This window comes from Kitasatospora sp. NPDC048545, assembly GCF_040651155.1.
Lineage (GTDB): Bacteria > Actinomycetota > Actinomycetes > Streptomycetales > Streptomycetaceae > Kitasatospora.
This window is the reverse complement of record NZ_JBEZIQ010000074.1, coordinates 22,419-43,793: the sequence shown is the minus strand read 5'-3', so window position 1 is coordinate 43,793 and position 21,375 is coordinate 22,419. Positions and strand designations below refer to the sequence as shown.

At 74.0% G+C, this 21,375-nt stretch carries 19 protein-coding genes and 1 pseudogene; 7 read left to right on the top strand and 13 right to left on the bottom strand.

Annotated elements, in window-relative coordinates:
* Positions 1-134 (bottom strand): annotated as a pseudogene (locus AB0D10_RS41040) (ABC transporter ATP-binding protein); the annotation flags it as partial.
* 214 nt (positions 135-348) lie between these two features.
* The gene (locus AB0D10_RS41035) at positions 349-2,517 is read right to left on the bottom strand and encodes a restriction endonuclease (RefSeq protein WP_360266473.1); all 2,169 of its coding nucleotides are present in this window, start codon (positions 2,515-2,517) and stop codon (positions 349-351) included.
* Between the two features lie 527 nt (positions 2,518-3,044).
* Here AB0D10_RS41035 and AB0D10_RS41030 point away from each other — a divergent pair.
* Positions 3,045-3,992 (top strand): DUF2797 domain-containing protein, encoded by a 948-nt coding sequence (locus AB0D10_RS41030; RefSeq protein WP_360266471.1) that lies wholly within the window; start codon positions 3,045-3,047, stop codon positions 3,990-3,992.
* A gap of 178 nt (positions 3,993-4,170) precedes the next feature.
* Here AB0D10_RS41030 and AB0D10_RS41025 read toward each other — a convergent pair whose 3' ends face one another.
* The 6 genes from AB0D10_RS41025 to AB0D10_RS41000 form a co-directional block, all read right to left on the bottom strand.
* Positions 4,171-4,533 (bottom strand): hypothetical protein, encoded by a 363-nt coding sequence (locus AB0D10_RS41025; RefSeq protein WP_360266469.1) that lies wholly within the window; start codon positions 4,531-4,533, stop codon positions 4,171-4,173.
* Entirely contained in the window at positions 4,530-5,051 is a 522-nt protein-coding gene (locus AB0D10_RS41020; protein WP_360266467.1) for a DUF6232 family protein, read from the bottom strand. The genes AB0D10_RS41025 and AB0D10_RS41020 overlap by 4 nt, the downstream gene beginning before the upstream one ends.
* A gap of 315 nt (positions 5,052-5,366) precedes the next feature.
* The gene (locus AB0D10_RS41015; protein WP_360266465.1) at positions 5,367-5,672 is read right to left on the bottom strand and encodes a hypothetical protein; all 306 of its coding nucleotides are present in this window, start codon (positions 5,670-5,672) and stop codon (positions 5,367-5,369) included.
* A 354-nt stretch (positions 5,673-6,026) separates the two neighbouring features.
* Complete coding sequence (locus AB0D10_RS41010; protein ID WP_360266462.1) at positions 6,027-6,764, bottom strand: succinate dehydrogenase/fumarate reductase iron-sulfur subunit; 738 nt, start codon at positions 6,762-6,764, stop codon at positions 6,027-6,029.
* On the bottom strand, positions 6,761-8,704 hold the full coding sequence (locus AB0D10_RS41005) for a fumarate reductase/succinate dehydrogenase flavoprotein subunit (protein ID WP_360266460.1): 1,944 nt from the start codon (positions 8,702-8,704) through the stop codon (positions 6,761-6,763). Before AB0D10_RS41005 ends, AB0D10_RS41010 begins: the two co-directional genes overlap by 4 nt.
* The gene (locus AB0D10_RS41000) at positions 8,701-9,405 is read right to left on the bottom strand and encodes a succinate dehydrogenase cytochrome b subunit (protein ID WP_360266457.1); all 705 of its coding nucleotides are present in this window, start codon (positions 9,403-9,405) and stop codon (positions 8,701-8,703) included. The genes AB0D10_RS41005 and AB0D10_RS41000 overlap by 4 nt, the downstream gene beginning before the upstream one ends.
* A 96-nt stretch (positions 9,406-9,501) precedes the next feature.
* On the opposite strand from AB0D10_RS41000, the gene AB0D10_RS40995 reads away from it, so the two are divergent.
* Positions 9,502-10,422: a LysR substrate-binding domain-containing protein gene (locus AB0D10_RS40995; protein WP_360266454.1), complete on the top strand. Its 921-nt coding sequence runs from the start codon at positions 9,502-9,504 to the stop codon at positions 10,420-10,422.
* Between the two features lie 69 nt (positions 10,423-10,491).
* Here AB0D10_RS40995 and AB0D10_RS40990 read toward each other — a convergent pair whose 3' ends face one another.
* From AB0D10_RS40990 to gcl, 4 genes are all read right to left on the bottom strand, one after another.
* Positions 10,492-11,103 carry a hypothetical protein gene (locus tag AB0D10_RS40990; protein ID WP_360266451.1) on the bottom strand — a complete coding sequence of 204 codons (612 nt, stop codon included), beginning with the start codon at positions 11,101-11,103 and terminating at the stop codon, positions 10,492-10,494.
* 30 nt (positions 11,104-11,133) lie between these two features.
* The gene (locus tag AB0D10_RS40985) at positions 11,134-12,195 is read right to left on the bottom strand and encodes a DUF4157 domain-containing protein (protein WP_360266478.1); all 1,062 of its coding nucleotides are present in this window, start codon (positions 12,193-12,195) and stop codon (positions 11,134-11,136) included.
* 292 nt (positions 12,196-12,487) lie between these two features.
* Positions 12,488-12,976 carry a glutathione peroxidase gene (locus AB0D10_RS40980; protein ID WP_360266448.1) on the bottom strand — a complete coding sequence of 163 codons (489 nt, stop codon included), beginning with the start codon at positions 12,974-12,976 and terminating at the stop codon, positions 12,488-12,490.
* Between the two features lie 144 nt (positions 12,977-13,120).
* Positions 13,121-14,902 (bottom strand): glyoxylate carboligase, encoded by a 1,782-nt coding sequence (gene gcl, locus AB0D10_RS40975; protein ID WP_360266446.1) that lies wholly within the window; start codon positions 14,900-14,902, stop codon positions 13,121-13,123.
* Between the two features lie 871 nt (positions 14,903-15,773).
* On the opposite strand from gcl, the gene AB0D10_RS40970 reads away from it, so the two are divergent.
* Positions 15,774-17,255, top strand: coding sequence for a SulP family inorganic anion transporter (locus tag AB0D10_RS40970; protein ID WP_360266475.1), 1,482 nt, complete (start codon positions 15,774-15,776; stop codon positions 17,253-17,255).
* A gap of 89 nt (positions 17,256-17,344) precedes the next feature.
* Positions 17,345-17,641 carry an MTH1187 family thiamine-binding protein gene (locus AB0D10_RS40965; protein ID WP_360266443.1) on the top strand — a complete coding sequence of 99 codons (297 nt, stop codon included), beginning with the start codon at positions 17,345-17,347 and terminating at the stop codon, positions 17,639-17,641.
* Between the two features lie 57 nt (positions 17,642-17,698).
* On the opposite strand, the gene AB0D10_RS40960 is transcribed toward AB0D10_RS40965, so the two are convergent.
* Positions 17,699-18,172, bottom strand: a complete 474-nt coding sequence (locus AB0D10_RS40960) for a DoxX family protein (protein ID WP_360266440.1) — start codon at positions 18,170-18,172, stop codon at positions 17,699-17,701.
* 152 nt (positions 18,173-18,324) lie between these two features.
* Between AB0D10_RS40960 and AB0D10_RS40955 the strand changes: the two genes are divergently transcribed.
* From AB0D10_RS40955 to AB0D10_RS40945, 3 genes are all read left to right on the top strand, one after another.
* Complete coding sequence (locus AB0D10_RS40955) at positions 18,325-18,912, top strand: TetR family transcriptional regulator (protein ID WP_360266438.1); 588 nt, start codon at positions 18,325-18,327, stop codon at positions 18,910-18,912.
* A gap of 92 nt (positions 18,913-19,004) precedes the next feature.
* Positions 19,005-20,588: an MFS transporter gene (locus AB0D10_RS40950; RefSeq protein ID WP_360266435.1), complete on the top strand. Its 1,584-nt coding sequence runs from the start codon at positions 19,005-19,007 to the stop codon at positions 20,586-20,588.
* Positions 20,585-21,346, top strand: coding sequence for a glucose 1-dehydrogenase (locus AB0D10_RS40945; protein WP_360266432.1), 762 nt, complete (start codon positions 20,585-20,587; stop codon positions 21,344-21,346). The genes AB0D10_RS40950 and AB0D10_RS40945 overlap by 4 nt, the downstream gene beginning before the upstream one ends.
* The last annotated feature ends 29 nt before the right edge of the window (positions 21,347-21,375 follow it).

Here is a 21,375-nt window from a genome sequence, read left to right as displayed (position 1 = left end):
TCGCCCTGGGGGAACTCGACGCTGACGTTGTCGAGGGCGACGACGCGGGTCTCCCCCTCCCCGTAGACCTTGTTCAGGCCGGTGGCGCGGGCGGCTGCCACACCGGAGCGGACGGCGGTTGCGGGGAACGTCACGTGGACTCACTCCTGGGGAGGGAAAAGCGGAAAATCTGACTCCAGTCCATCCTCCCAAGACGTTCTTGTGAGGTACGTATGCCGAGCGGACGGTCGGCCCCCGCCGACCCGGCGGGGTGGCGGGGGCGCTCTCCTCCTCAGGTATGACGCGGACCCCTGGGGGGCGGGGCGGCCGACCGGACACGGTCCGGTCCCGGGACGACCACCCCGCCCGCTACTCCACCGCGACCCCGAAGGCCGCCGCCAACCCGGCCAGACCGTTGGTCACCGCCCTGCCCGACGGGCTGAACTCCCAGCCGCCGCCGCCCCGTCGGAACGCGCCGAGCAGCATCGCGCTGTCCGGCACCCCGCCGGTGGTGCCCGCCCAGTCCGCCGGACCGGCCGCGCCCGGCCCGTACGCGGCGGCGACGGCCAGCCCGTGCACGTACCCGAGCGGCAGGGCCGGATGCTCCTCCTCCTCGGTGGAGACCGCGACCACCACCTCGTCGACCGCGGCCGACAGCCGGTGCAGCTCCAGGGTCAGCCGGGCCGCCCGGGTCGGCTCGCCCGGCACCGAGCGGGTCGGGTGCAGCCGGACGGCCCCGTCCGGGTCCTGCGGGCAGTTGAAGAACACGAAGTGCTCGTCGCTCAGCACCCGGCCCCCGGCGCACAGGAAGGCGGTCACGTCCAGCTCCACCGGGTCCCCGGCGGCCGTCCGGCTCTGCCAGCTCACCGTGAGGGCGCTCTCCCGCCCGGCTTCCCCGGCCGCCCCGGTGCCCCCGGTCGCTCCCGTTCCCCCGGCCGCCCCGGGCGTGCTGCCGGCGGTGCCCGCGGCCGCCGGGGTGCCGCCGCCGAGCCGGCCGCGCAGCCCCTGCTCGGCCAGCAGCCCGACCAGCTCCGGGCCGCTCACCAGGGTCAGCGGCTTGCCCTCGATGTAGCTGTACGAGCCGCGGCCGAAGCCCGCCGTGGTGACCAGGATCCCCTTGATCGCGCCGTGGTGGCGGACGGTGGACTCCAGATCGCGCACCGCCGTCGGCGGGACGGTCTTCTTGTAGCGCTTCGCCTGGATCACGATCTTGCCGCCGGTCACCGGGTCCAGGTCCTCGGCCACCACGTCCACCCCGACGTCGCCGCTGCGGGCCGTGGTCATCACCCGGAACCCGCGCAGCCGGAACAGCTCGGCGATCAGGTCCTCGAACTCCAGTGGATCCATCTCGAACAGGTCCGGCTCGTCCTCGCCGCCGTGCCCGGCCAGACTCCCGCCGACCGTCTGCGGCCGGCGGTCCGGACGCACCTCGTCCAGCCGCTCCGGGCGCGCCGACAACCGGCCGCCCAGACCCTGGAAGCACTCCACCGCATCCACCCGGTCCAGCGCCAGCCCGGCGAACCCGGCCCGGGCCGCGGTCAGCGTCGACACGAAGCGCTCCGCCTCCCGGCCCGTCGCCGGGTCGATGCCGAGGACGAAACCGTTCAGCACCACCGAGTCCAACAGCCCGTCCCGGTCCGCCCGGAACACCTCCGCCACCACCCGCAGCGCCGACTGCGCCAGGACCTGCCGGTACAGCGCCTTGCGCTCCGTCGCCGGGCGGGCCACCTCTGCCTCGCGGTCGTCCGACTTCACGTACCGCACCCGGGCCGCCGCCGGCACCACGTCCGGCCCCGGCAGCTCCCAGTCCACCACCAGCTGCCGGCCCGCCGCGTCGAAGGCCGCCACCAGCCGGTGCGGGAAGCCCTCCGGCCACGCCGCCGAGGCGTACAGGCCCGCCGTGAAGTACTCCTGCACCGCCTCCGGCTCACCCGCCCGCAGCCGCCGCAGCAACTCCTCGGTCCGGGCGCCCCGTTCCTCGTCCTGGAGCCGGAACCGCTCCGCCCACGCCAGGTACTCCCGGTGGTACGCGGCCAGCCGCTGCTGCCGGTTCGCCTCCCGTGCCTGCGCGGCGTACCAGTCCTGCTCGAACCGCGCCCGGGCCTGCGCGAGGTACTGCTCGTACTGACGCCGCACCCCCGGATTGCGGGCCTGCACGGGATCCGGCGGCGGCACGACGTACACGGCGGACGTCTGGTCCGGCATCCCCACCGGCTCACCCAGCGGCCCGGGGTCGAACGGCGGCACCGCGCTCGGCGCCAGCAACGCCTGCGGACCGAACGCCGGCGCGGCCATCCCGGCCGCCAGCAGACCTCTCAACTCCTCCACCCGGGAGTCCAGTTCACCCGTCCGCCGGGCCGCCTCCGCCTCCCGCGACTGCTGGTACGCCCGCTGCGCCTCCCGCTCGTTGCGGGCCGTGGCCCGCTGCGCCTCGCGCTGCTCCCGCTCCCGCCGACGCTCCTCCGCCGCCTCGGCGCGCCACCGAGCCTCCTCCCGGCGCTGCTGCTGCCGCTGCGCCTCCGCCCAGATCGCCAGCACCCCGCCGCTCCGCCGCCCCGACACCGTTCGTCCACCCCATTCACCTCGTGCCGACCCGGCCGGCCCCACGCCGCCACCCGGCCGCGCCGCCAACCGCGCCCGCCACAATAGAACGTGGACACCCCACCCGGCCAAGCGTCGCTGACCTGGGGGCCTTCCGGGCGCGACCGGGGCCGTGGCCGGCGCCCCACCGGCCCGCGGAGGGCTGCCGGGCGGGGCCGTCCCCGAGGACGTCCCGGGACCGCGGAGTGCCGCGTGACCTGCGGCGCTTGCCGAGTGCCGCACGAGCGCCGGACGAGCGCCGCACGAGCGCCGGACGGCCCGGCCGCCGCACGAGCGCCGGCACGCCGCCCGGGGCCGCTCGGGGCCTCGACGGCGAGCCGGAGGGCGAGGGCGAGGTCGTCCGGGGTGGGGTGTCGATCATGACCGGGACGCCGGCAACGCTTCGGGCCGACGGTGGCCGAATGACCGTTGTCGGTCCCGGCGGGTAGCCTCGCCTGGTCGAGTACCCCCAGGGAGGGACGCCCGTGACCATCCCCGCACCGCAGCACCGGGACCACCCCGGCGGCTGGATCTCCACCGGTCTGAGCTGGCAGGACGGCCGTGCCGTGCTCGGGGCCGTGCGGGGCTCCCGGGTGCACGAGCGCGCGGTGGCGCCGGGTGCGGAGGTCGGCTGGCTGCTCGGCGGCCCGCGCCGCTGCACCGGGGCCTGGCTGGTCGGGGCGACGGAGCGCACCCCGTGCCCGCACCACGCGGTGATCGACCCGGCCGGCGGCGCCACGCAGTGCCCGGCCTGCCAGAGCGTGGACCGCGGCCTGGCCCTGGCGCGGGACCAGATCCTCGACGACGGCCGCACCTACCTGCTGTACCTCGCCTGGTTCGGCGAGGGCCTGCTGAAGGTCGGCCTGACCGCCGAGCAGCGCGGTGACGCCCGTCTGCTCGAACAGGGCGCGCTGGCCTACGCGTTCACCGCCCGGGGCGGCCTGCCCGCCGTACGGCGCGCCGAACTCACGGTCGCCGCCTCGGGCCTGGCCCGTGAGCGGTACAAGTCCCGGCTCAAGGCCGACCACTGGTGGTTGCACGGCGACGCCCCGCACCGCCGGACGGTGCTCACCGAGGCGCGCGCCCGGGCGCACCGGCTGCTGGACGGCCACGCGGTGGAGCTCCTCGCGGACCGTGCGGACCGTCCGGTGGTGGACCACGTGGAGCGCTTCGGCCTCGCCGGCGGAGCCCCCGAGACCTACCGGGAGATCGCCGGGCTCGCCGACGGCGCGGTGATCGCGGGGCGGCTCCGTCCGCCGATCGGCAAGCACCTCTTCCTCGACCAGGCCGACGGCTCCGGCCCGCTGCTGCTGGACACCCGCCGCCTCACCGGCTGGACGCTCACCCCGGTGGCCGACCGCCCCTCCGAGGGGCTGATCCTGCAGGAGCGGGTCCGTCCGCCGGAGCCGGACACCCAGGAGGCGTTGTTCTGACCCCGGTCGCCCCCTGAGCCCTGAGCCCTGACCGAGGGCCCGGGCCCGCGCGAACGCACCCCTCGCACCGGATGACGTCGGCGGCCCGGTCGTGGGGTCGGCGCGACACCGGACGGCGCCACCGGGACCAGCCACTTCGAGACGCGGCGGACCGGACAGGCACCGGCCGGTCGACCGGTCAGCCGCTGATCAGGGCGAGCAGCTGGTTTGCCAGGCCCAGCGCGGGCGCGGCCGCTTCGCCGATGCTCTGCGTCACGCCGGCCAGCAGCAGGAGGGCGTTGCGCCGGCCGCGCTGTTCCTCGGAGGCCGGGTGGCGGAGCACGGGGAGGGTCTCGGTGAGGCTCTGCCGGTCCTGCTCGTGCACCCGCGAGTCGCGCGCCAACTCGGCCACCTCGGCGGCGAGCCGGGCGAACATCGCGGCGACCTCGGGGGGCAGGGCCTCGCCGGCCCGGCCGTTGTTGTGCTGGACGCCGATGTTGTGGTGGCCGCCGTGGATGGTGACGTTGTCACCCAGGTGGAACTGCGGTGTGTTGCCGCTCACTTGCTGACTCCCGTGTTGCCGTTGCCGCCGTAGATGTTGACGCTGTCGCCGAACTGGTAGTGCCGCAGGTCGACGATGATGCTGCTGACGAACTGCTGGAACTCGATCTGCGGGTTCTCGATCGCCCGTGCGACGGCGGCCTGCAGTTCGTAGGCGGGCCCCGGCGATTCCCAGGCCAGCAGCGCGGTCGGCGGTCCCGCCGTGTCGACGGTCAGCGCGTAGAGGCGGTTCTGTCGCAGGACCGGAAGGGTGACGAACACGAAGTAGAGCACCACGGCGACCAGCGCCAGCACCACGGGCCACCCCGAGTCGGAGCTCTGCTGGCCACCGCCCAGTGCGCCGGCGGCGGCGCCGTTGACGGCACTGAGCAGGAACGCGGCCGTGATGACCGTCCCCGCGAACTTGAAGAGACGTCCGATCGCGCCGAACTTGTCCGGCACGATGATCGTGATGCTCGCCCGGGCGACGGTCGCCAGCGGGTACGCCGCTTCCCCGACCCAGAGGATCCGCTTGGTCACGGCCACCCGGATGGTGCGCCGGGTGGGTGTGAACACCGGGGGTGGGACCGGCACGGCAGCCGGTGGCGGCGGTGGCGGCGGTGGCGGCGGTGGCGGCGGTGGCGGGATGAACGGAGTGGGGCCGGTGTGTCCGGCCCAGGTCGAGCCAGCCGGTTCGGTCGGCTGCATGGCGCCCCCCAAGGCTCTCGAACGAGGTACGTCAATAAACCAGCAGGTTTGAGCCATGCACAAGTCTGCTGCCGTGAACGAACTTTGACGGCTCGTCAGAAGATCGCGCGATGCCTCGTCCGACCGCCCGGCCGGGCCGCCCCCGGTTCAGCCCAGCTTGCTGCGCACTCCGCCCGGGCCCGAGCGGGCCCGGCGGGACAGCGGGGGCCGGGACGGGCGGACGTCGTGGCGCGGGGCCGGGTCGGCCGTCTCGGCGGCCTGCCGGGCGAGTGCGGCGCGGGCGGCGGCCAGCGCGACGCGGGCGAGCAGCGGGTCCTCGTGTTCACCGGCCTCGTGTTTGGTGCGCTGGCAGCCGGTGCACCAGACCGGCGAGGCCGGCCCGTCCGGGTACACCATGTTCTCGGGGGGCAGGTAGTGCCCACCGCACTCGACGCACTCGAAGACCAACCTCATCCGACGATCACCGTCCCGGATCCGTGGCACCGACCGCAGGGTGACCAGAATTCGTGGATCCTGGGCACCATGCTCCCTTTCTCGTCCAGTTCGACCGTTGCCTCGGTCTTCTGGGTCCCCCCGGACCCGCCGCAACCGGAACAGGACTGAACCTCGGGCATATGCCGTCCCTCCGTAGCGGAGCACCACCGTAGCGCGATTTTCCGCACGGGAGCACCGCTCGGGGCGATCCACCACCCGTTCGGGGAGCGCGAACTGCCCTTGCACGCCCCGTCGGACGGACGGCGGCCCCTCGCGCGAGCACCAGCGCGAGGGGCCGACGGTCGGTGGGCCCGACCGCATGGGGGAGGGGGGTCAGCCGCGGGCGGCCCGCAGGAACTCCCGGTTCATCGCCGCGATGCTGGGCAGCGGGATGCCCTTGGGGCAGGCGGTGGCGCACTCGCCGGTGTTGGTGCAGCCGCCGAAGCCCTCGGCGTCCATGGCCGTGACCATGTTCCGCACCCGGGCGGACCGTTCCGGTGCGCCCTGCGGCAGCACGTTGAGGTGGACGACCTTGGCGGAGGTGAACAGCATTGCCGAGCCGTTCGGGCAGGCCGCCACGCAGGCGCCGCAGCCGATGCACTCGGCGTGCTCGAAGGCGGTGTCGGCGGTCTCCTTGGGGACGGGCGTGGCGTGCGCCTCGGGGGCGCTGCCGGTGGGCGCGGTGATGTAGCCGCCGGATCCGATGATCCGGTCGAAGGCCGAGCGGTCCACCACCAGGTCCTTGACCACGGGGAAGGCCGCGGCCCGCCAGGGCTCGACGTCGATGGTGTCGCCGTCCCGGAAGTGGCGCATGTGCAGCTGGCAGGTGGTGGTCCGCTCGGGGCCGTGCGCCCGGCCGTTGATGACCATGCCGCAGGCGCCGCAGATGCCCTCGCGGCAGTCGTGGTCGAAGGCGACGGGCTGGTCGCCGCGGGTGATCAGTTCCTCGTTGAGGGTGTCGAGCATCTCCAGGAAGGACATGTCGGGGCTGATCCCGCTGACCTGGTAGGTGGTCATCGACCCGGGTGCGTCCGGGCCCGCCTGGCGCCAGATGCGCAGGGTGAGGTTCATGCGTAGCTCCGCTGGGTGGGGTGGACGTGGTCGAATCCGAGGGCCTCGCGGTGGAGGACCGGGGCGGTGCCGGTGCCGGTGAACTCCCAGGCGGCGGCGTAGCTGAACTCCTCGTCGCGCCGGGCGGCCTCGCCGTCGGGGGTCTGGCTCTCGGTGCGGAAGTGGCCGCCGCAGGATTCGGCGCGGTGCAGGGCGTCCAGGCACATCAGTTCGGCCAGTTCGAAGTAGTCGACGAGCCGGTTGGCCTTCTCCAGTGACTGGTTGAGCTCCTGCCCGGTGCCGGGCACCTTGATCCGGCGCCAGAACTCCTCGCGCAGCTGCGGGATCCGTTCCAGTGCCCGCTTCAGCCCGGTCTCGTCGCGGGCCATGCCGCACTCGTCCCAGAGCAGTTCGCCGAGTTCGCGGTGGAAGGAGTCCGGGGTGCGGTCGCCGTCCACGGCGAGGATCAGGTTGAGCCGGTCCTCGACCTCGGCCTCGGTCTCGGTGAGGACCGGGTGGTCGGCGGGCACGGCGGGCAGTGGGTGGCGGGCCAGGTAGTCGTTGAGCGTGGGCGGCAGCACGAAGTAGCCGTCGGCGAGGCCCTGCATCAGGGCGCTGGCGCCCAGCCGGTTGGCGCCGTGGTCGGAGAAGTTGGCCTCCCCGATCGCGAACAGGCCGGGGACGGTGGTCTGCAGGTCGTAGTCGACCCAGAGCCCGCCCATCGTGTAGTGGATCGCCGGGTAGATCCGCATCGGCGTCCGGTACGGGTCCTCGGCGGTGATCCGCTCGTACATCTCGAAGAGGTTGCCGTACTTGGCCTCGACGGCGTCCCGGCCCAGCCGGCGGATCGCGTCGGCGAAGTCCAGGTAGACGCCCTGGCCGCCGGGGCCGACGCCGCGGCCCTCGTCGCAGACGTTCTTGGCGGCGCGGGAGGCGATGTCGCGGGGCACCAGGTTGCCGAAGGAGGGGTAGATCCGCTCCAGGTAGTAGTCCCGCTCCTCCTCGGGGATGTCGGCCGGCGGCCGGGTGTCGCCCTGGGCCCTGGGCACCCAGATCCGGCCGTCGTTGCGCAGCGACTCGCTCATCAGGGTGAGCTTGGACTGGTGGTCGCCGGAGCGCGGGATGCAGGTCGGGTGGATCTGGGTGAAGCACGGGTTGGCGAAGTAGGCGCCGCGCCGGTGGGCCCGCCAGATCGCGGTGGCGTTGGAGTTCTTGGCGTTGGTGGAGAGGTAGAAGACGTTGCCGTAGCCGCCGGTGGCGAGGACGACGGCGTCCGCGGTGTACGTGCTGATCGCGCCGGTGACGAGGTCGCGGGCGACGATGCCGCGGGCCCGGCCGTCGACGACCAGCAGGTCCAGCATCTCGGTGCGCGGGTGGAGTTCCACGTTCCCGGCGGCGATCTGCCGGGAGAGCGCCTGGTAGGCGCCCAGCAGGAGCTGCTGGCCGGTCTGGCCGCGGGCGTAGAAGGTGCGGGAGACCTGGACGCCGCCGAAGGAGCGGGTGTCGAGCAGTCCGCCGTACTCGCGGGCGAAGGGCACGCCCTGGGCCACGCACTGGTCGATGATCTCCACGGACACCTGGGCGAGCCGGTGCACGTTGGACTCGCGGGCGCGGAAGTCGCCGCCCTTGACGGTGTCGTAGAAGAGGCGGCGGACCGAGTCGCCGTCGTTGCGGTAGTTCTTGGCCGCGTTGATGCCGCCCTGGGCGGCGATCGAGTGGGCCCGGCGAGGGGAGTCCTGGAAGCAGAACTGGACGACGTGGTAGCCCTGTTCGGCGAGGGTGGCGCCGGCCGCGCCGCCGGCCAGGCCGGTGCCGACGACGATCACGGTGTGCTTGCGCCGGTTGGCCGGGTTGACCAGCTTGGCGTCGAACCGCCGCTGGTCCCAGCGCTGTTCGATCGGTCCGTCGGGGGCCTTGGTGTCGACGACGGGTTCGCCGGCGGTGTAGTCCAGGTAGGTCACTTCACGACTCCGGTCATCACGGCCACGGGGACGGACAGGAAGCCGGCCGTCAGCACGAGTGCCAGGCCGTTCGCGGTCAGCTTGAGCGCCCGGTCCCGGCGGGCGTTGTTGGCACCGAGGGTCTGCGCGGCGCTCCAGAAGCCGTGCCGGACGTGCAGGCCGACGGCCAGCATCGCGACGACGTAGAACACGTCGACGTACCAGCGGCCGAACGAGGCGACGACGTTCTGGTACGGGTGCCCCTCCTCGGCGGCCGGGTTCACGGTCAGCGTGGTCAGGTCGAGGATGTGCCAGACGATGAACAGCGCCAGGATGACCCCGCCCCAGCGCATGGTCCGGGTCGCGTAGCTCGCCCGGCGCCGCTTGTGGACGTACCTGCTCGGCCGGGCGGCGAGGTCGCGGCGGCTGAGCTGGTACGCGCTGACGCCGTGCAGGACGACGGAGGCCAGCAGGCCGAGCCGGGCGATCCACAGGAACCACGCGTGGCCGAGGAACGGCTGGCCGATGGTGCGCAGCCACGCCGCGTAGCCGTTGATGTCGTCGGGGCCGAAGAACACCTTGAGGTTGCCCAGCATGTGCGCGACCAGGTACAGCAGCATGACCAGTCCGGTGACGGCCATGACCGCCTTCTTGCCGACGGTCGACCGCCACAGTGTCGCCAGGGTGGACGGATGCCGGCCCGTCCGAGTCGCGGTTGTCATGGCTGCAACGGTAGGGAGGGCGGCCAGGGTGCGTCCAAGACATGCTGCGGCTCACGACGATAGGCACTGGCTATCGATGCGGCCTATCCTGGTCGGGTGCAGCTCCAGCAACTCCGCTACTTCCTGGCCGTGGCCGAGACCCGCCACTTCACCCGGGCGGCCGAGGCCGCCCATGTGGCGCAGCCGTCCCTCTCGCAACAGATCCGCTCGCTGGAGCGGGAGTTGGGCGCCGAGCTGTTCCACCGCACCCGGGGCAACATCGCACTGACCGACGCCGGGGACGCCCTGCTGCCGTTGGCCCGGCGCATCCTCGCGGACACCGAGAGCGCCCGGCTGGCCGTCCAGGAGACGGTGCAGCTGCGCCGCGGCCGGGTCCGGCTGGGCGCGCCGCCGAGCCTGTGCACCAGCCTGGTGCCGGACGTGCTGCGGGTGTTCCGCGACCGCCATCCGGGCGTCGCGCTGGTGGTCCGCGAGGGTGGCTCGCGCGACCTGGTGCGCTGGCTGGCGGCGGGGGAGCTGGACCTCGCACTGATCATCACCCCGCCGAGCGGGGAGCAGGCGCCCGCCCTCGCCGTCACCGAGCTGCTGCACGAGGAGCTGGTGCTGGTCTCCGCCGGGCGGCGGGCCCGGCCCAGGGCGCGCGTGGCGGAGCTGCGGGAGCGGCCGCTGGTGATGTTCCGGGAGGGCTACGACGTGCGGGAGGCGACCCTGGCGGCCTGCCGGGCGGCCGGGTTCGAGCCGGAGTTCGCGGTGGAGGGCGGCGAGATGGACGCGGTGCTGGGCTTCGTCCGGGCCGGCCTCGGGCCCGCCGTCGTCCCCGGCATGGTGGCGGCTCGGTCGGGCCTGGTGGTCACCCCGTTCGCCGGGCCCGGGCTGGGCCGCACCATCGCCGTCGCGCACGGCCACGAGGTGCCGCCGACCCGCGCCGCGGAGGCGCTGCGCACGACCCTGCTGGCGCACCTGCACGACGCCGCGCGGGCGGGCGAACTCCCGCCGGGCACCCGGCTGCTGCTGTGACCCGGGCCCGGTGGCGGGTGGCCCGGGCCCTGCGTGGGCGCCCCCGGCTCAGCGCCGGGCGCTGCCGGCTCAGTGCGGCGCCGGCTGGAACAGTGCGTCGTCGTAGTCCGCGAAGAGCACCGGCATCGCGCGGCGGAACGCGGTGACCTCCGTGCTCTCCTGCAACTCCCGGCAGAGCGTCTGCGGCCAGTACCAGTAGCCGCGGGAGGCGAGCAGCCGGTCCAGGTAGGCGTCGAACGAGTACCCGGTGTCGTACAGCTCCTCGCCGAAGTAGTGGTAGTGGACGGAGTCGAGCGGGGGGAGCAGCGCCGCGCAGGCCTCGGGGACGAACATGTCGAAGGGCCTGACGCGGCGGTACTCCTGGTCCTCCGGCGAGTGCCAGGTGACGCCCCGCCAGTCGCCGAAGACCTCGCCCAGCGGAAGGAGATGGACGAGGCCCTGGTCCGAGAGGTCGCCGTGGAGGAGCTCGGGGACGGTGTGGCGCCACCGCAGGCGCACCGCTCCGACCTCGCGGTAGAAGGCCTCGACGCCGGCCGGGAGGCGGCCGTCGGCCAGCCGGACGGCGTGCTCGATCTCGGAGGGCGGGGTCGGTGGTGCGACGGTCGCCTCCAGGAGTTCCACGCGGGGGTTGCGTTCCAGGTCGGCGATCATCGCGTCCAGCCGGGTGCGGGCGGTGGTCACGTGCGTCTCCTTCGAGGCCGTCGGCGGGTGTCAGAGCCGGTTGTTCTCGATCTCCCACGCGGCGCCGTGCAGTTCCTTGCCGGTGGTGTCGTAGACGGTGTACTCGGCCTCGATCTTGCCGGCGAGCTTGGCGGAGTAGTTGGTGTCGATGTCGGTCTCCACCGCGCTCGCGAGCGGCGCGAAGTCCTTCCCGGCCGGGTGGGTGCTGTAGTCGGCCCGCACGGCGTACTCGACCACGTTGCCGTTGGTGAGCACCTGGGCCTTGACGTCCTTCTCGACCTTCGCGTGGTGGGCCGAGTTCGCCGACTTGCAGAGCGGAGTCAGGTTGCTCATCGTGTTGCCGGGGCCGCCGACCTGCTCGTTGAGCAGGTGTCCCTGCACCATGTACCTGCTGAACCAGTCGGCCGTCGCGCCGCTCCCGGTCGGCCACCAGGACGGCTGGACACTCGGCCTGGAGCCCTTGCCGAGCTGCCCGGGCCAGAGTTCGGCGTGCATCGAGGTGCCGAGGCCGTCCCCGTTGATCGCGCCGTAGGTGACGTACGGGGCGCCGGTGAAGGCGCGCTGCACGGCCACCTCCGGCTCGGGGGAGGGGGAGTGGGCCTGAGTGGCGACCCGCTGGACGGCCTGGGGCAGTGAACGGCCCAGCGCCCGGGCGGCGTTCGCCTCGGCGGCGCGCTCGAAGCGGTCGCCGGGGTCGCTGACGGACAGCCCCTCGCCGTGGTCGGTGCCCGCCACGGGGCCGGAGCGCTGCTGGATGACGTGGGTGAGCTCGTGGGCCAGCGTGCGCTTGTCGGTACCGCCCCGGCCGAGCACGACGTGCTCGCCGGAGGTGTAGGCGCGGGCGCTGATCTCGGCCGCCGAGCGGGCCGCCGCGGAGTCGTCGTGGATCCGCACACCGCTGAAGTCGGCGCCCAGCCGGGCCTCCATCTCCGCCCGCACGTCGTCGGCCATGGGACGGCCCGGTGACCGCAGCACCCGGTGGACGGTCGAGCGCTGTACGGGGGCCCCCGACTGCCGTCGCTCCCCGACGAGCCGGGCGACGGCCGCGTTGCCGATGGTGCGCTGCAAGGCCGGGATCGAGCGGGGGTGCAACGGCCCGGACTGCTGCCGGACGGGCGGCCGACCGTGTTCACGGTGCTCCGACGTGTCCCGCGTCTGCTGGTCGTGCGCGTGCACATCCACCTCCTGGACGGGCGGTTCGAGCCGTGGTCGCGGCCTGTCAGAGCCGGTCTACGGCGATCCGACGGGCGAGGGCAAGGACCGGAGGGGCAGTGTCGGGGGCAGACCTCCGTGGCCCGGGCGCCCGGGCGGGCGGAACCAGGCCGGGGCCGCCGAAGGCCCGGAGCGCGGGGGGTGCGCTCCGGGCCTTCGCCGGACGGTGGGGTCAGGCCGGGAGGACGGCCTCCAGGGCGGTGATCAGCTCGTCCGCCTCCGGCTCGACGCGGGGGCGGATCCGGGCGGCCACGGCGCCGTCGGGGGAGATCAGGAACTTCTCGAAGTTCCAGGAGACGTCCCCGGCCTCGCCCTCGGCGTCGGCGACCTGGGTCAGCTGCCGGTACAGCGGGTGGCGGTCGTCGCCGTTGACGTCGAGCTTCTCCAGGAGCGGGAAGGTCACGCCGTAGGTGGTGGAGCAGAAGGTCCGGATCTCCTCGGCGCTGCCCGGCTCCTGCCCGGCGAACTGGTTGCAGGGGACGCCCAGCACGGTGAACCCGCGCGGGGCGTAGCGCTCCTGCAGGCGCTCCAGGCCGGCGTACTGCGGGGTCAGGCCGCACTTGGAGGCGACGTTGACGATCAGCAGGGCCTTGCCCTTGTACTCGGCCAGCGAGGTCGGCTCGCCGGCGAGGGTGCGCAGCGGGATGTCGTACAGGCTCACGGTGGTGGTCCTTTCGGCAGGTCGGCGGCGGGTCGCCGCCCGGGCACACGGTAGCGGCCCCGGACGGGTCAACCGTGCCGGCGCCGCCGGTGTTCCGTACCTGCGGGGGCGTACGGAGCGGCTCGTACGCCCCCGCAGGGGTGGTCAGAGCGCGAGCGGCCTGATGGCCGTCGGCGCGTGCTCGGGGAGGGTGGCGAGTTCCTCGAACTCGTTGACCTTGTCGATGTCGTTGCCGCTCATCGCGATGTTGGTGACCCGCTCCAGGATCGCCTCGACGACGACCGGGACACGGAACTCGGCGGCCAGCTTCTTGGCCTCCTCGAAGGCGGGCAGCAGGCCCTCCGGCTCGGTCACCCGGATCGCCTTGCAGCCGAGGCCCTCGGCGACCTTGACGTGGTCCACGCCGTAGACGCCCAGTTCCGGCGCGTTGATGTTCTCGAACTCCAGGTTGACCTGGAAGTCGATGTCGAAGGTGCGCTGCGCCTGGCGGATCAGACCCAGGTAGGAGTTGTTGACCAGCACGTGGACGTACGGGATCCGGTGCTGGGCGCCGACCGCCAGCTCCTCGATCATGAACTGGAAGTCGTAGTCGCCGGAGAGCGCGACGATCCGGCCCTCGGGGTCGGCGGTGGCGACACCCAGCGCGGCCGGGATGGTCCAGCCGAGCGGTCCGGCCTGGCCGCAGTTGATCCAGTGGCGCGGCCTGTAGACGTGCAGCATCTGCGCGCCGGCGATCTGGGAGAGGCCGATCGTGGTGACGTAGCGGGTCTCCGGCCCGAAGGCCCGGTTCATCTCCTCGTAGACGCGCTGCGGCTTGAGCGGCACGTTGTCGAAGTGGGTGCGGCGCTGCAGGGTGGCCTTGCGCTCCTGGGTGGCGGCGGCCCACGCACTGAAGTCCTTGAGCTTCCCGGCGGCCTTGAGCTCCGCGGCGACCAGGACGAGCAGCTCCAGCGCGGCCTTGGCGTCGGAGGCGATGCCGAGGGCGGGGGCGAAGATCTTGCCGATCTGGGTGGGCTCGACGTCGACATGGACGAACGTGCGGCCCGCCGTGTAGACGTCCAGTCCGCCGGTGTGGCGGTTGGCCCAGCGGTTGCCGATGCCGAGGACGAAGTCGGAGGCGAGGAAGTTCTCGTTGCCGTAGCGGTGCGAGGTCTGCAGGCCGACCATGCCGGCGTTCAGCTCGTGGTCGTCGGGGACGATGCCCCAGCCCATCAGGGTCGGGACGACCGGGACGCCGGTCAGCTCGGCGAACTCCAGCAGCAGCTCGGAGGCGTCGGCGTTGATGACGCCGCCACCGGCCACGATCAGCGGGCGCTCCGACGCCTGGAGCAGCGCGATGGCCTTCTCGATCTGGACGCGGTTGGCGACCGGCTTGTAGACCGGGAGCGGCTGGTAGGCCTCGGGGTCGAAGTCGATCTCGGTCAGCTGGACGTCGATCGGCAGGTCGATCAGGACCGGGCCGGGGCGGCCGGAGCGCATCAGGTGGAAGGCCTGCTGGAACACGCCGGGGACCTGCGCGGCCTCCAGGACCGTGGTCGCGGCCTTGGTGACCGGCTTGGCGATCGAGGCGATGTCGACGGCCTGGAAGTCCTCCTTGTGCAGCCGGGCGACGGGCGCCTGGCCGGTGATGCACAGGATCGGGACGGAGTCGGCGATCGCCGAGTACAGGCCGGTGATCATGTCGGTGCCGGCCGGACCGGAGGTGCCGATGCAGACCCCGATGTTGCCGGCCTTGGCGCGGGTGTAGCCCTCGGCCATGTGGGAGGCGCCCTCGACGTGCCGGGCCAGCGTGTGCCGGATCCCGCCGGAGGCCTTGAGGGCGGCGTAGAACGGGTTGATGGCTGCGCCCGGCACGCCGAACGCGACCTCAGCGCCTTCGAGCTTGAGGATCTCCACGGCCGCGCGGGCGGCTGTCATACGAGGCATCGGGTCTCTCCTGCGTCGGCCCGCAGTGGCTCGGAGGGCTCATCTCCTGAATTCCACCATACGGAAGAGCGGTTTCTGTATGTGGAAACAAGGTAGGGCGGGGCTCGTCGGGGCGTCAAGGGGGGTTCAACAGAATGTGGAAGCCCTGGCGGCGTGACCGGGCAGCCGGCCGACCAGGTGGCCGGGCGGTCGGGATTCGTACGTCCGGGCGGCATCCGTGCTGGTGTACGTGGGGAAGCAGGCCTTCCGGGCCGGGAAGCGCACCCCGTGTGCAGCGCCGGTGAAGGGACCGTGTCCGAGGTGGGCCCGCCCCGCCGCCCTGGGTACCGTCGGTGGCACGCCGGGCCCGTGACATCCGACGGGGCCGTGGCAGGGGAGTCCGGGAACGCCGGGAGCGGGGGGAACTCCGTCGGCCGCCCCGTCCGGGGCCGGCGCGCCCCGGCCTGCCGCACCCGTCCCGCAGCGCCCTCGTTCGTCCCCTCCTCCGCTTCCTGCCCCGCGCCGAACGGCCGGCGCCGAAGGACCGGCGCCGTACGGCCCGCGCCGTACGGTCCGCACCCTCCGGCCGGCGCTGTACCCGCGTGCTTCCGAACCCCCTGGCTCCCGTGCCGCAACGGCGTGCACCGCCTGGCTCCCGCACCGCAGCCGCCTGGCTCCCGCACCCCGACGGCGTGCACCGGCCTTGCCCTCGCACCGCAACGGCGTGCCCGCAGCCGCGGGCACGCGGAAGGAGCGTCCCCATGCGCCGCTGTCCCCTTGCCCGCCCCCCGGTGGTGACCGGGTGAACCGCCCGCCGCACCGGAGCGAGGGACCGCCGGGCCGCCCCCGGAAGGACTCCCCGCCGGGCCGGACCCGGACCCCGGTCGCCGCGCTGCGCGCCGTGCCCTGGCGCCGCGACCTGCCCGCCTCGCTGGTGGTCTTCCTGGTCGCCCTCCCGCTCTGCGTCGGCGTGGCCGTCGCCTCCGGCGTCCCGGCCGAATCGGGCCTGGTCACCGGCATCGTCGGCGGCCTGGTGGTCGGCGCCCTGCCCGGCAGCAGCCTCCAGGTCAGCGGACCGGCCGCCGGGCTCACCGTCCTGGTCGCCGACGCCGTCCGCGAGTTCGGCGCCGGCGCGCTCGGTCTGCTGGTGCTCGGCACCGGCCTGCTGCAGCTGGCGATGGGCGCCCTGCGGCTCGGCCGCTGGTTCCGGGCGATGTCCGCCTCGGTGGTGCACGGCATGCTGGCCGGCATCGGACTGACGCTGGTGTTCGGCCAGCTCTACGCGCTCGCCGACCGCAGGGCCCCCGCCACCGGACCGGAGAAGATCACCGAACTGCCCGCCCTGCTGGGGGACGTCCTCACCACCGCGGCCGACCCCGGGGCGGTCGCCCTAGGCCTCGGCACCCTGCTCGTCCTGGTCGGCTGGAAGTACCTGCCGGAGCGCGCCGCCCGCGCCGTGCCCGCGCCGCTGGCCGCCGTCGGCCTGGCCGCCGCCGTCACCGCCGCGGCCGACCTGCCCGTCGCCCGGATCCGGGTGTCCGGCCTGCTCGACGTCGTCCGGCTGCCCGACCGTGCCTCGCTCGACGGCCTGGCCGGCACCGCCGGGATCGGCACGGTGGTCGCCTTCACCCTGATCGCCTCCGCGGAGACGCTGTTCAGCGCCGCCGCCGTCGACCGGATGCACCACGGCCCGCGCACCGACTACGACCGCGAACTCACCGCCCAGGGCGTCGGCAACACCGTCTGCGGACTGCTCGGCGCGCTGCCGATGACCGCGGTGATAGTCCGCAGCGCCACCAACGTCCAGGCCGGCGCGCGGACCAAGGCCTCCCGCTTCCTGCACGGGTTCTGGCTGCTGCTGTTCACCGCGCTGCTGCCCGGCGCGCTCGGGCTCGTCCCGCTCACCGCGCTGGCCGCCGTGCTGGTCCACGCCGGCGCCAAGCTCGTCCCGCTGCGCCGGATCGTCGCGCTCTGCCGCGGCCACCGGGGCGAGGCGCTGGTGCTCGTGGTGACGGCGGCCGCGATCATCGCCACCGACCTGTTCGAGGGGGTGCTGATCGGGGTCGGCCTGGCGGTCGCCAAGTCCGCCTGGCAGACCTCGCACCTGCAGATCGCGGTCGAGGAGACGGTGCTCCCGTCCGGGCGGCCGTTGCACCGCGTGCGGCTGAGCGGCAACGCCACCTTCCTGCGGCTGCCCCGGCTGCTGGACACCCTGGAACGGCTGCCGGACGACCGGCCGGTCGAACTGGACTGGTCCGGGCTGCGCCACCTGGACCACGCCTGCACGGTCGCCCTCGCCTCCTGGGCCGCCCAGCACCGGGCCCGCTCCACCGCGACGCTGGCCGTCGAACCGCCACTGCCTTCGGTGGCCTGACAGGGCGCCCGGACAAGCCCTAGCCTGGTCGCCGGTTCGGGAGGGCCCGAACCGGTGACCGGTGCCGTCGACCCGAGGAGTGCAGAGCCGTGATCGCAGCCTTTTCCGTCACCCCGCTGGGGATCGGCGAGGACGTGGGCGAGGCGGTCGCCGCCGCCGTCCGGGTGGTCCGCGCGAGCGGTCTCCCGAACCGTACGGACGCGATGTTCACCAGCATCGAGGGGGAGTGGGACGAGGTGATGCCGGTGATCCGGGCGGCGATCGAGGCGGTGAAGGCCCACAGCAACCGGGTCAGCACGGTCATCAAGATCGACGACCGGGCCGGGGTCACCGACGGCCTCACCGCCAAGGTCGCCTCGGTGGAGCGGCACCTCGCGGAGGACTGAACCGGCCCGCCCCGGTCCGCCCGTCCTGCCCGGCCCGCCCCGGTGGGTGCGCCGGGCTCAGCCCGTCCTGCTCGGCTGCGCGGCGGGCTCGGCCGCCGCGGCCACCGGCCGGCGGCCGAGCAACCGGTCCACGGCGTACGGGCCGGAGCCGAGCACGGCGATGGCCAGGAACGCCCAGCAGAACATCACCGAGGCCTCGCCGCCGTTCTGCAGCGGCAGCAGCGCGTGCTCCTGGTGGACGGTGAAGTAGGCGTAGGCCATCGAGCCGGAGCAGAGCAGGGCAGCCGCCCTGGTGCCGGCGCCGAGCAGGACGAGGATGCCGCCGACCAGTTGGATCAGTGCGGCCCACCATCCGGGCCACTGGCCGATCGGGACGGTGCCGCCGCCCTTGGTGCCGCCGAGGACGCCGAACAGCGAGGCGGCGCCGTGGCAGGCGAAGAGCAGGCCGATGACGATCCGAAAGGCCGTCAGCACCAGTGGCCGGGCGGCCTCGGCGGCCTGGCGGGGGGAGGTGGGGACGTGTGCGGACATGCGGAGACGCCTCCTGTGGGGGGAAGGAGGGATGAGGCGGTAAGGGTAGCCTTGGTCTAGTCCACTTGGCAATGCTCCGTCAGATTGTTCGACCGGGATCGGCTGTCGATTTTTCTTGACCGATCATTCCGGAAAGGGCTAGCGTGTGGGACATGGCGCGAACTAAGGAATTCGACCCGGACGCAGCACTGCAGGCAGCCCTGGAGCTCTTCTGGCAGCGCGGCTACGAGGCCACCTCGATGGCCGACCTGGTCGAGCGGCTCGGCATCGGCCGGGCCAGCGTCTACGCCACCTTCGGCAGCAAGCACGAGCTGTACCTGCGCGCGCTGGAGCGGTACGCCGAGCAGACCGACCCGGTGCTGCTGGCGGAGCTGTCCCAGCCCGGTCCGGTGCTGCCGGCGGTGCGGGCGATGGTGCGCCGGTACGCGGCGGAGTCGGCCGGGGCCGGGCGGGAGCGGGGCTGCTTCGTCACCAACACCGCCGTCGAACTCGCCCCGCACGACTCCTCCGCCGCCCGCCGGGTCAGTGCCAGCCTCGCCCACCTGGAGGCGGTGCTGACCGCCGCCCTGGTCCGGGCGCAGGCGCAGGGGGAGCTGTCCGCCGGGCGGGAGCCCCGGGCGCTCGCCCGGATGCTGATGGTGCTGATGCAGGGGATGCGGGTGATGGGCAAGACCGTCGACGGCGCGGCCCGGGTGGGGGACGCCGCGGAGCAGGCGCTGGCGCTGCTGGACGTCGACTGACGCCGGGCCGCATCGGCCCGAGGCTTTGGCTGTCGTGATTCTGGACCGAACGGTCTCTATAGGGGGGGCTCATGAGTGGCACAGGGGGGCGCATGAACGACACAGCGGCGGGCCGTTCCGGCTTCGCGCTGCTCGGCGCGGTGCAGGCGGTGCTGATCTTCACGATCATGATCCTCACCGTGCCGCTTCCGCTGGTCGCCCGCGAGTTCGCACTCGGCCCGTCCGGAGTGCTGCTGCTGAGCGCCGCGTACGGGCTCTCGTTCAGCTCCCTGCTGTTGCTCGGCGGGCGGTTGACCGACCGTCACGGCGGCCGCCCGGTGCTCCGGTGGGGTCTGCTGCTGCTCGCCGTCGCCTCCGTCGCCTGCGCCCTCGCGCCCGGCTACCCCGTCCTGCTGGCGAGCCGATTCGTCCAGGGCGCCGGTGCGGCCCTCACCGCCCCGGCGGCGGTCGCCGTGGTCCGGGCGCTGCACCCCGAACCCGCCGCCTACCGGCGGGCGATGGCCACCTGGGGCGGCCTCTCGGTGCTCGGAGCGACGGCCGGCAGCGTGGTGTCGGGCGCGGTCGCCGCCGCGGTCTCCTGGCGCTGGCTCCTCGCGGTGCCCGTCCTGGCCGCCCTGACCGGCCTCGCCCGCTCCGGCGCGCTGCCCGCCGCCTTACCCTCCGCCGTACCCGGTGCCGCATCCTGCACCGCCCCCGCATCGCCCGGTGCCGCATCCGGCAGCGCCCCCGCCGTACCCGGCACTGCCCCCGCCGGACCGGTCGCTTCCGCCGGGCGCCGCCCCGCCCTCGACCTGCGCGGCGCGGCCCTCGCCACCGCCGGTGTCTGCGCGGCGAGTTACGCCCTGGTGGCGTCCACCGAACACGGCTGGACCGACCCGGGCGTGTACGGGCCGCTGGCCGCCGGCCTCGCCCTGCTGCTCGCCTTCGCCGCCGCCGAACGCCGCACCGCCGACCCGCTGCTGCCGCCCGGCTTCCTGGCCGACCGGCGCCGCGGCACCGCCCTGGTCGCCGTCATGGCGACCGCCGCCGGCACCGCGCTGACCTTCGTCCTGCTCTCGCTCTACCTCCAGCAGCAACGCGGCTGGAGCGCCGCCGCGACCTCCGCCGCCTTCCTGCCGTACGCCGCCGTCCTGCTGGTGTCCGGCCGCCTGGCCGGCCGACTGACCCTCCGGCACGGGCCGGTGCCCGTCACCGCCGCCGGCCTGGCCGTGGCGGGCGCCGGGCTCGGCCTGCTCGCCGGGATCACCCCCGGCAGCGGGTACGCCACCGGGCTGCTGCCCGCACTGATCCTGGTGCCCGCCGGAGCCGCCGCCGCCTTCGCCGGAGCGGCCGTCCTCGCCACCGGCGGGGTGGCGCCCGGGCGCACCGGCCTGGCCGCCGGGGTGTTCAACACGGCCATGGAGCTCGGCCCCACCGCCGCACTGGCCGCCCTGATGGCGCTCGCCGCCACCCGCCCGAGCGTCGTCGGCGGCTACGCCACGGCCTTCGCGGCGGCCGCCGCCGGGCTGGCGCTCACCGCCGTCGCGGTCGCCGCCCTGCCCCGCACCACCACCCCGCCGGACGGCGGCAGCGCCGCACCGGAGCGCACCCCCAGTCCACCGGACGGCGCCGCCGCACCGGACCGCACCACCACCGCATCAGAACGCACCACCCGGATCGAGGAGTTCACATCATGACCACGCGTTTCGCCGACAAGTCCGTCCTGGTCACCGGCGGCGGCAGCGGCATCGGCCGGGCCATCGCCCTGGCCTTCGCCGAGGAGGGCGCCCGGGTCGCGGTCGTCGGCCGGAGCGCCGCTCCGCTCGCCGGGACCGTCGAACTGATCGAGCGGGCCGGCGGCAAGGCGGTGGCCCTCACCGGCGACGTGACGAACGGCGACGACGCCGCCCGGCTGGTCCGCGAGACCGTCGAGCAGTTCGGCGGGCTGGACGTCGCCGTCAACAACGCCGGGGTGCTCGGCGCGGTCGGCCCGGTGGCCGACATCGACGAGGCCGAGTGGCGGCGGGTGATCGACGTCAACCTCACCGGCACCATGCTCGCGATGAAGCACCAGATCGCCCACCTGCGGGCGCACGGCGGCGGCGCGATTGTCAACGTCTCGTCCAACCTCGGCGCCCACCGGCGGATCCCGAACCTCGCGGCCTACGCCGCCAGCAAGGCCGCCGTCACCGTGCTGACCCGCGCCGCCGCCCTCGATCACATCGCCGACGGCGTGCGGATCAACTCGGTGAGCCCGGGCGCGGTGGACACCCCCATGTCGGGCCGGCCCGGCGAGAGCGCCGCGGAGAAGGCCGAGCGGATGCGGGCCGACGTCCCGGTCGGCCGGGCCGGCGCGGTCGAGGAGATAGCCGCCGCGGTGCTGTACCTCGCCTCGGACGAGGCCGGCTACACCGTCGGCAGCGACCTGGTGCTCGACGGCGGCTCCAGCGCCTGACCGTCCACGGGCCCGCCCGACCGTCGACC

Bases quoted from the DNA above. Each gene is read 5' to 3' on its own strand.
- AB0D10_RS41015 (WP_360266465.1), bottom strand. From the start codon at position 5,672: ATGAGGTTGGTCTTCGAGTGCGTCGAGTGCGGTGGGCACTACCTGCCC.
- AB0D10_RS41010 (WP_360266462.1), bottom strand. From the start codon at position 6,764: ATGAACCTCACCCTGCGCATCTGGCGCCAGGCGGGCCCGGACGCACCC.
- AB0D10_RS41000 (WP_360266457.1), bottom strand. From the start codon at position 9,405: ATGACAACCGCGACTCGGACGGGCCGGCATCCGTCCACCCTGGCGACA.
- gcl (WP_360266446.1), bottom strand. From the start codon at position 14,902: ATGCCTCGTATGACAGCCGCCCGCGCGGCCGTGGAGATCCTCAAGCTC.
- AB0D10_RS40960 (WP_360266440.1), bottom strand. From the start codon at position 18,172: ATGTCCGCACACGTCCCCACCTCCCCCCGCCAGGCCGCCGAGGCCGCC.
- AB0D10_RS40955 (WP_360266438.1), top strand. From the start codon at position 18,325: ATGGCGCGAACTAAGGAATTCGACCCGGACGCAGCACTGCAGGCAGCC.
- AB0D10_RS40950 (WP_360266435.1), top strand. From the start codon at position 19,005: ATGAACGACACAGCGGCGGGCCGTTCCGGCTTCGCGCTGCTCGGCGCG.
- AB0D10_RS40945 (WP_360266432.1), top strand. From the start codon at position 20,585: ATGACCACGCGTTTCGCCGACAAGTCCGTCCTGGTCACCGGCGGCGGC.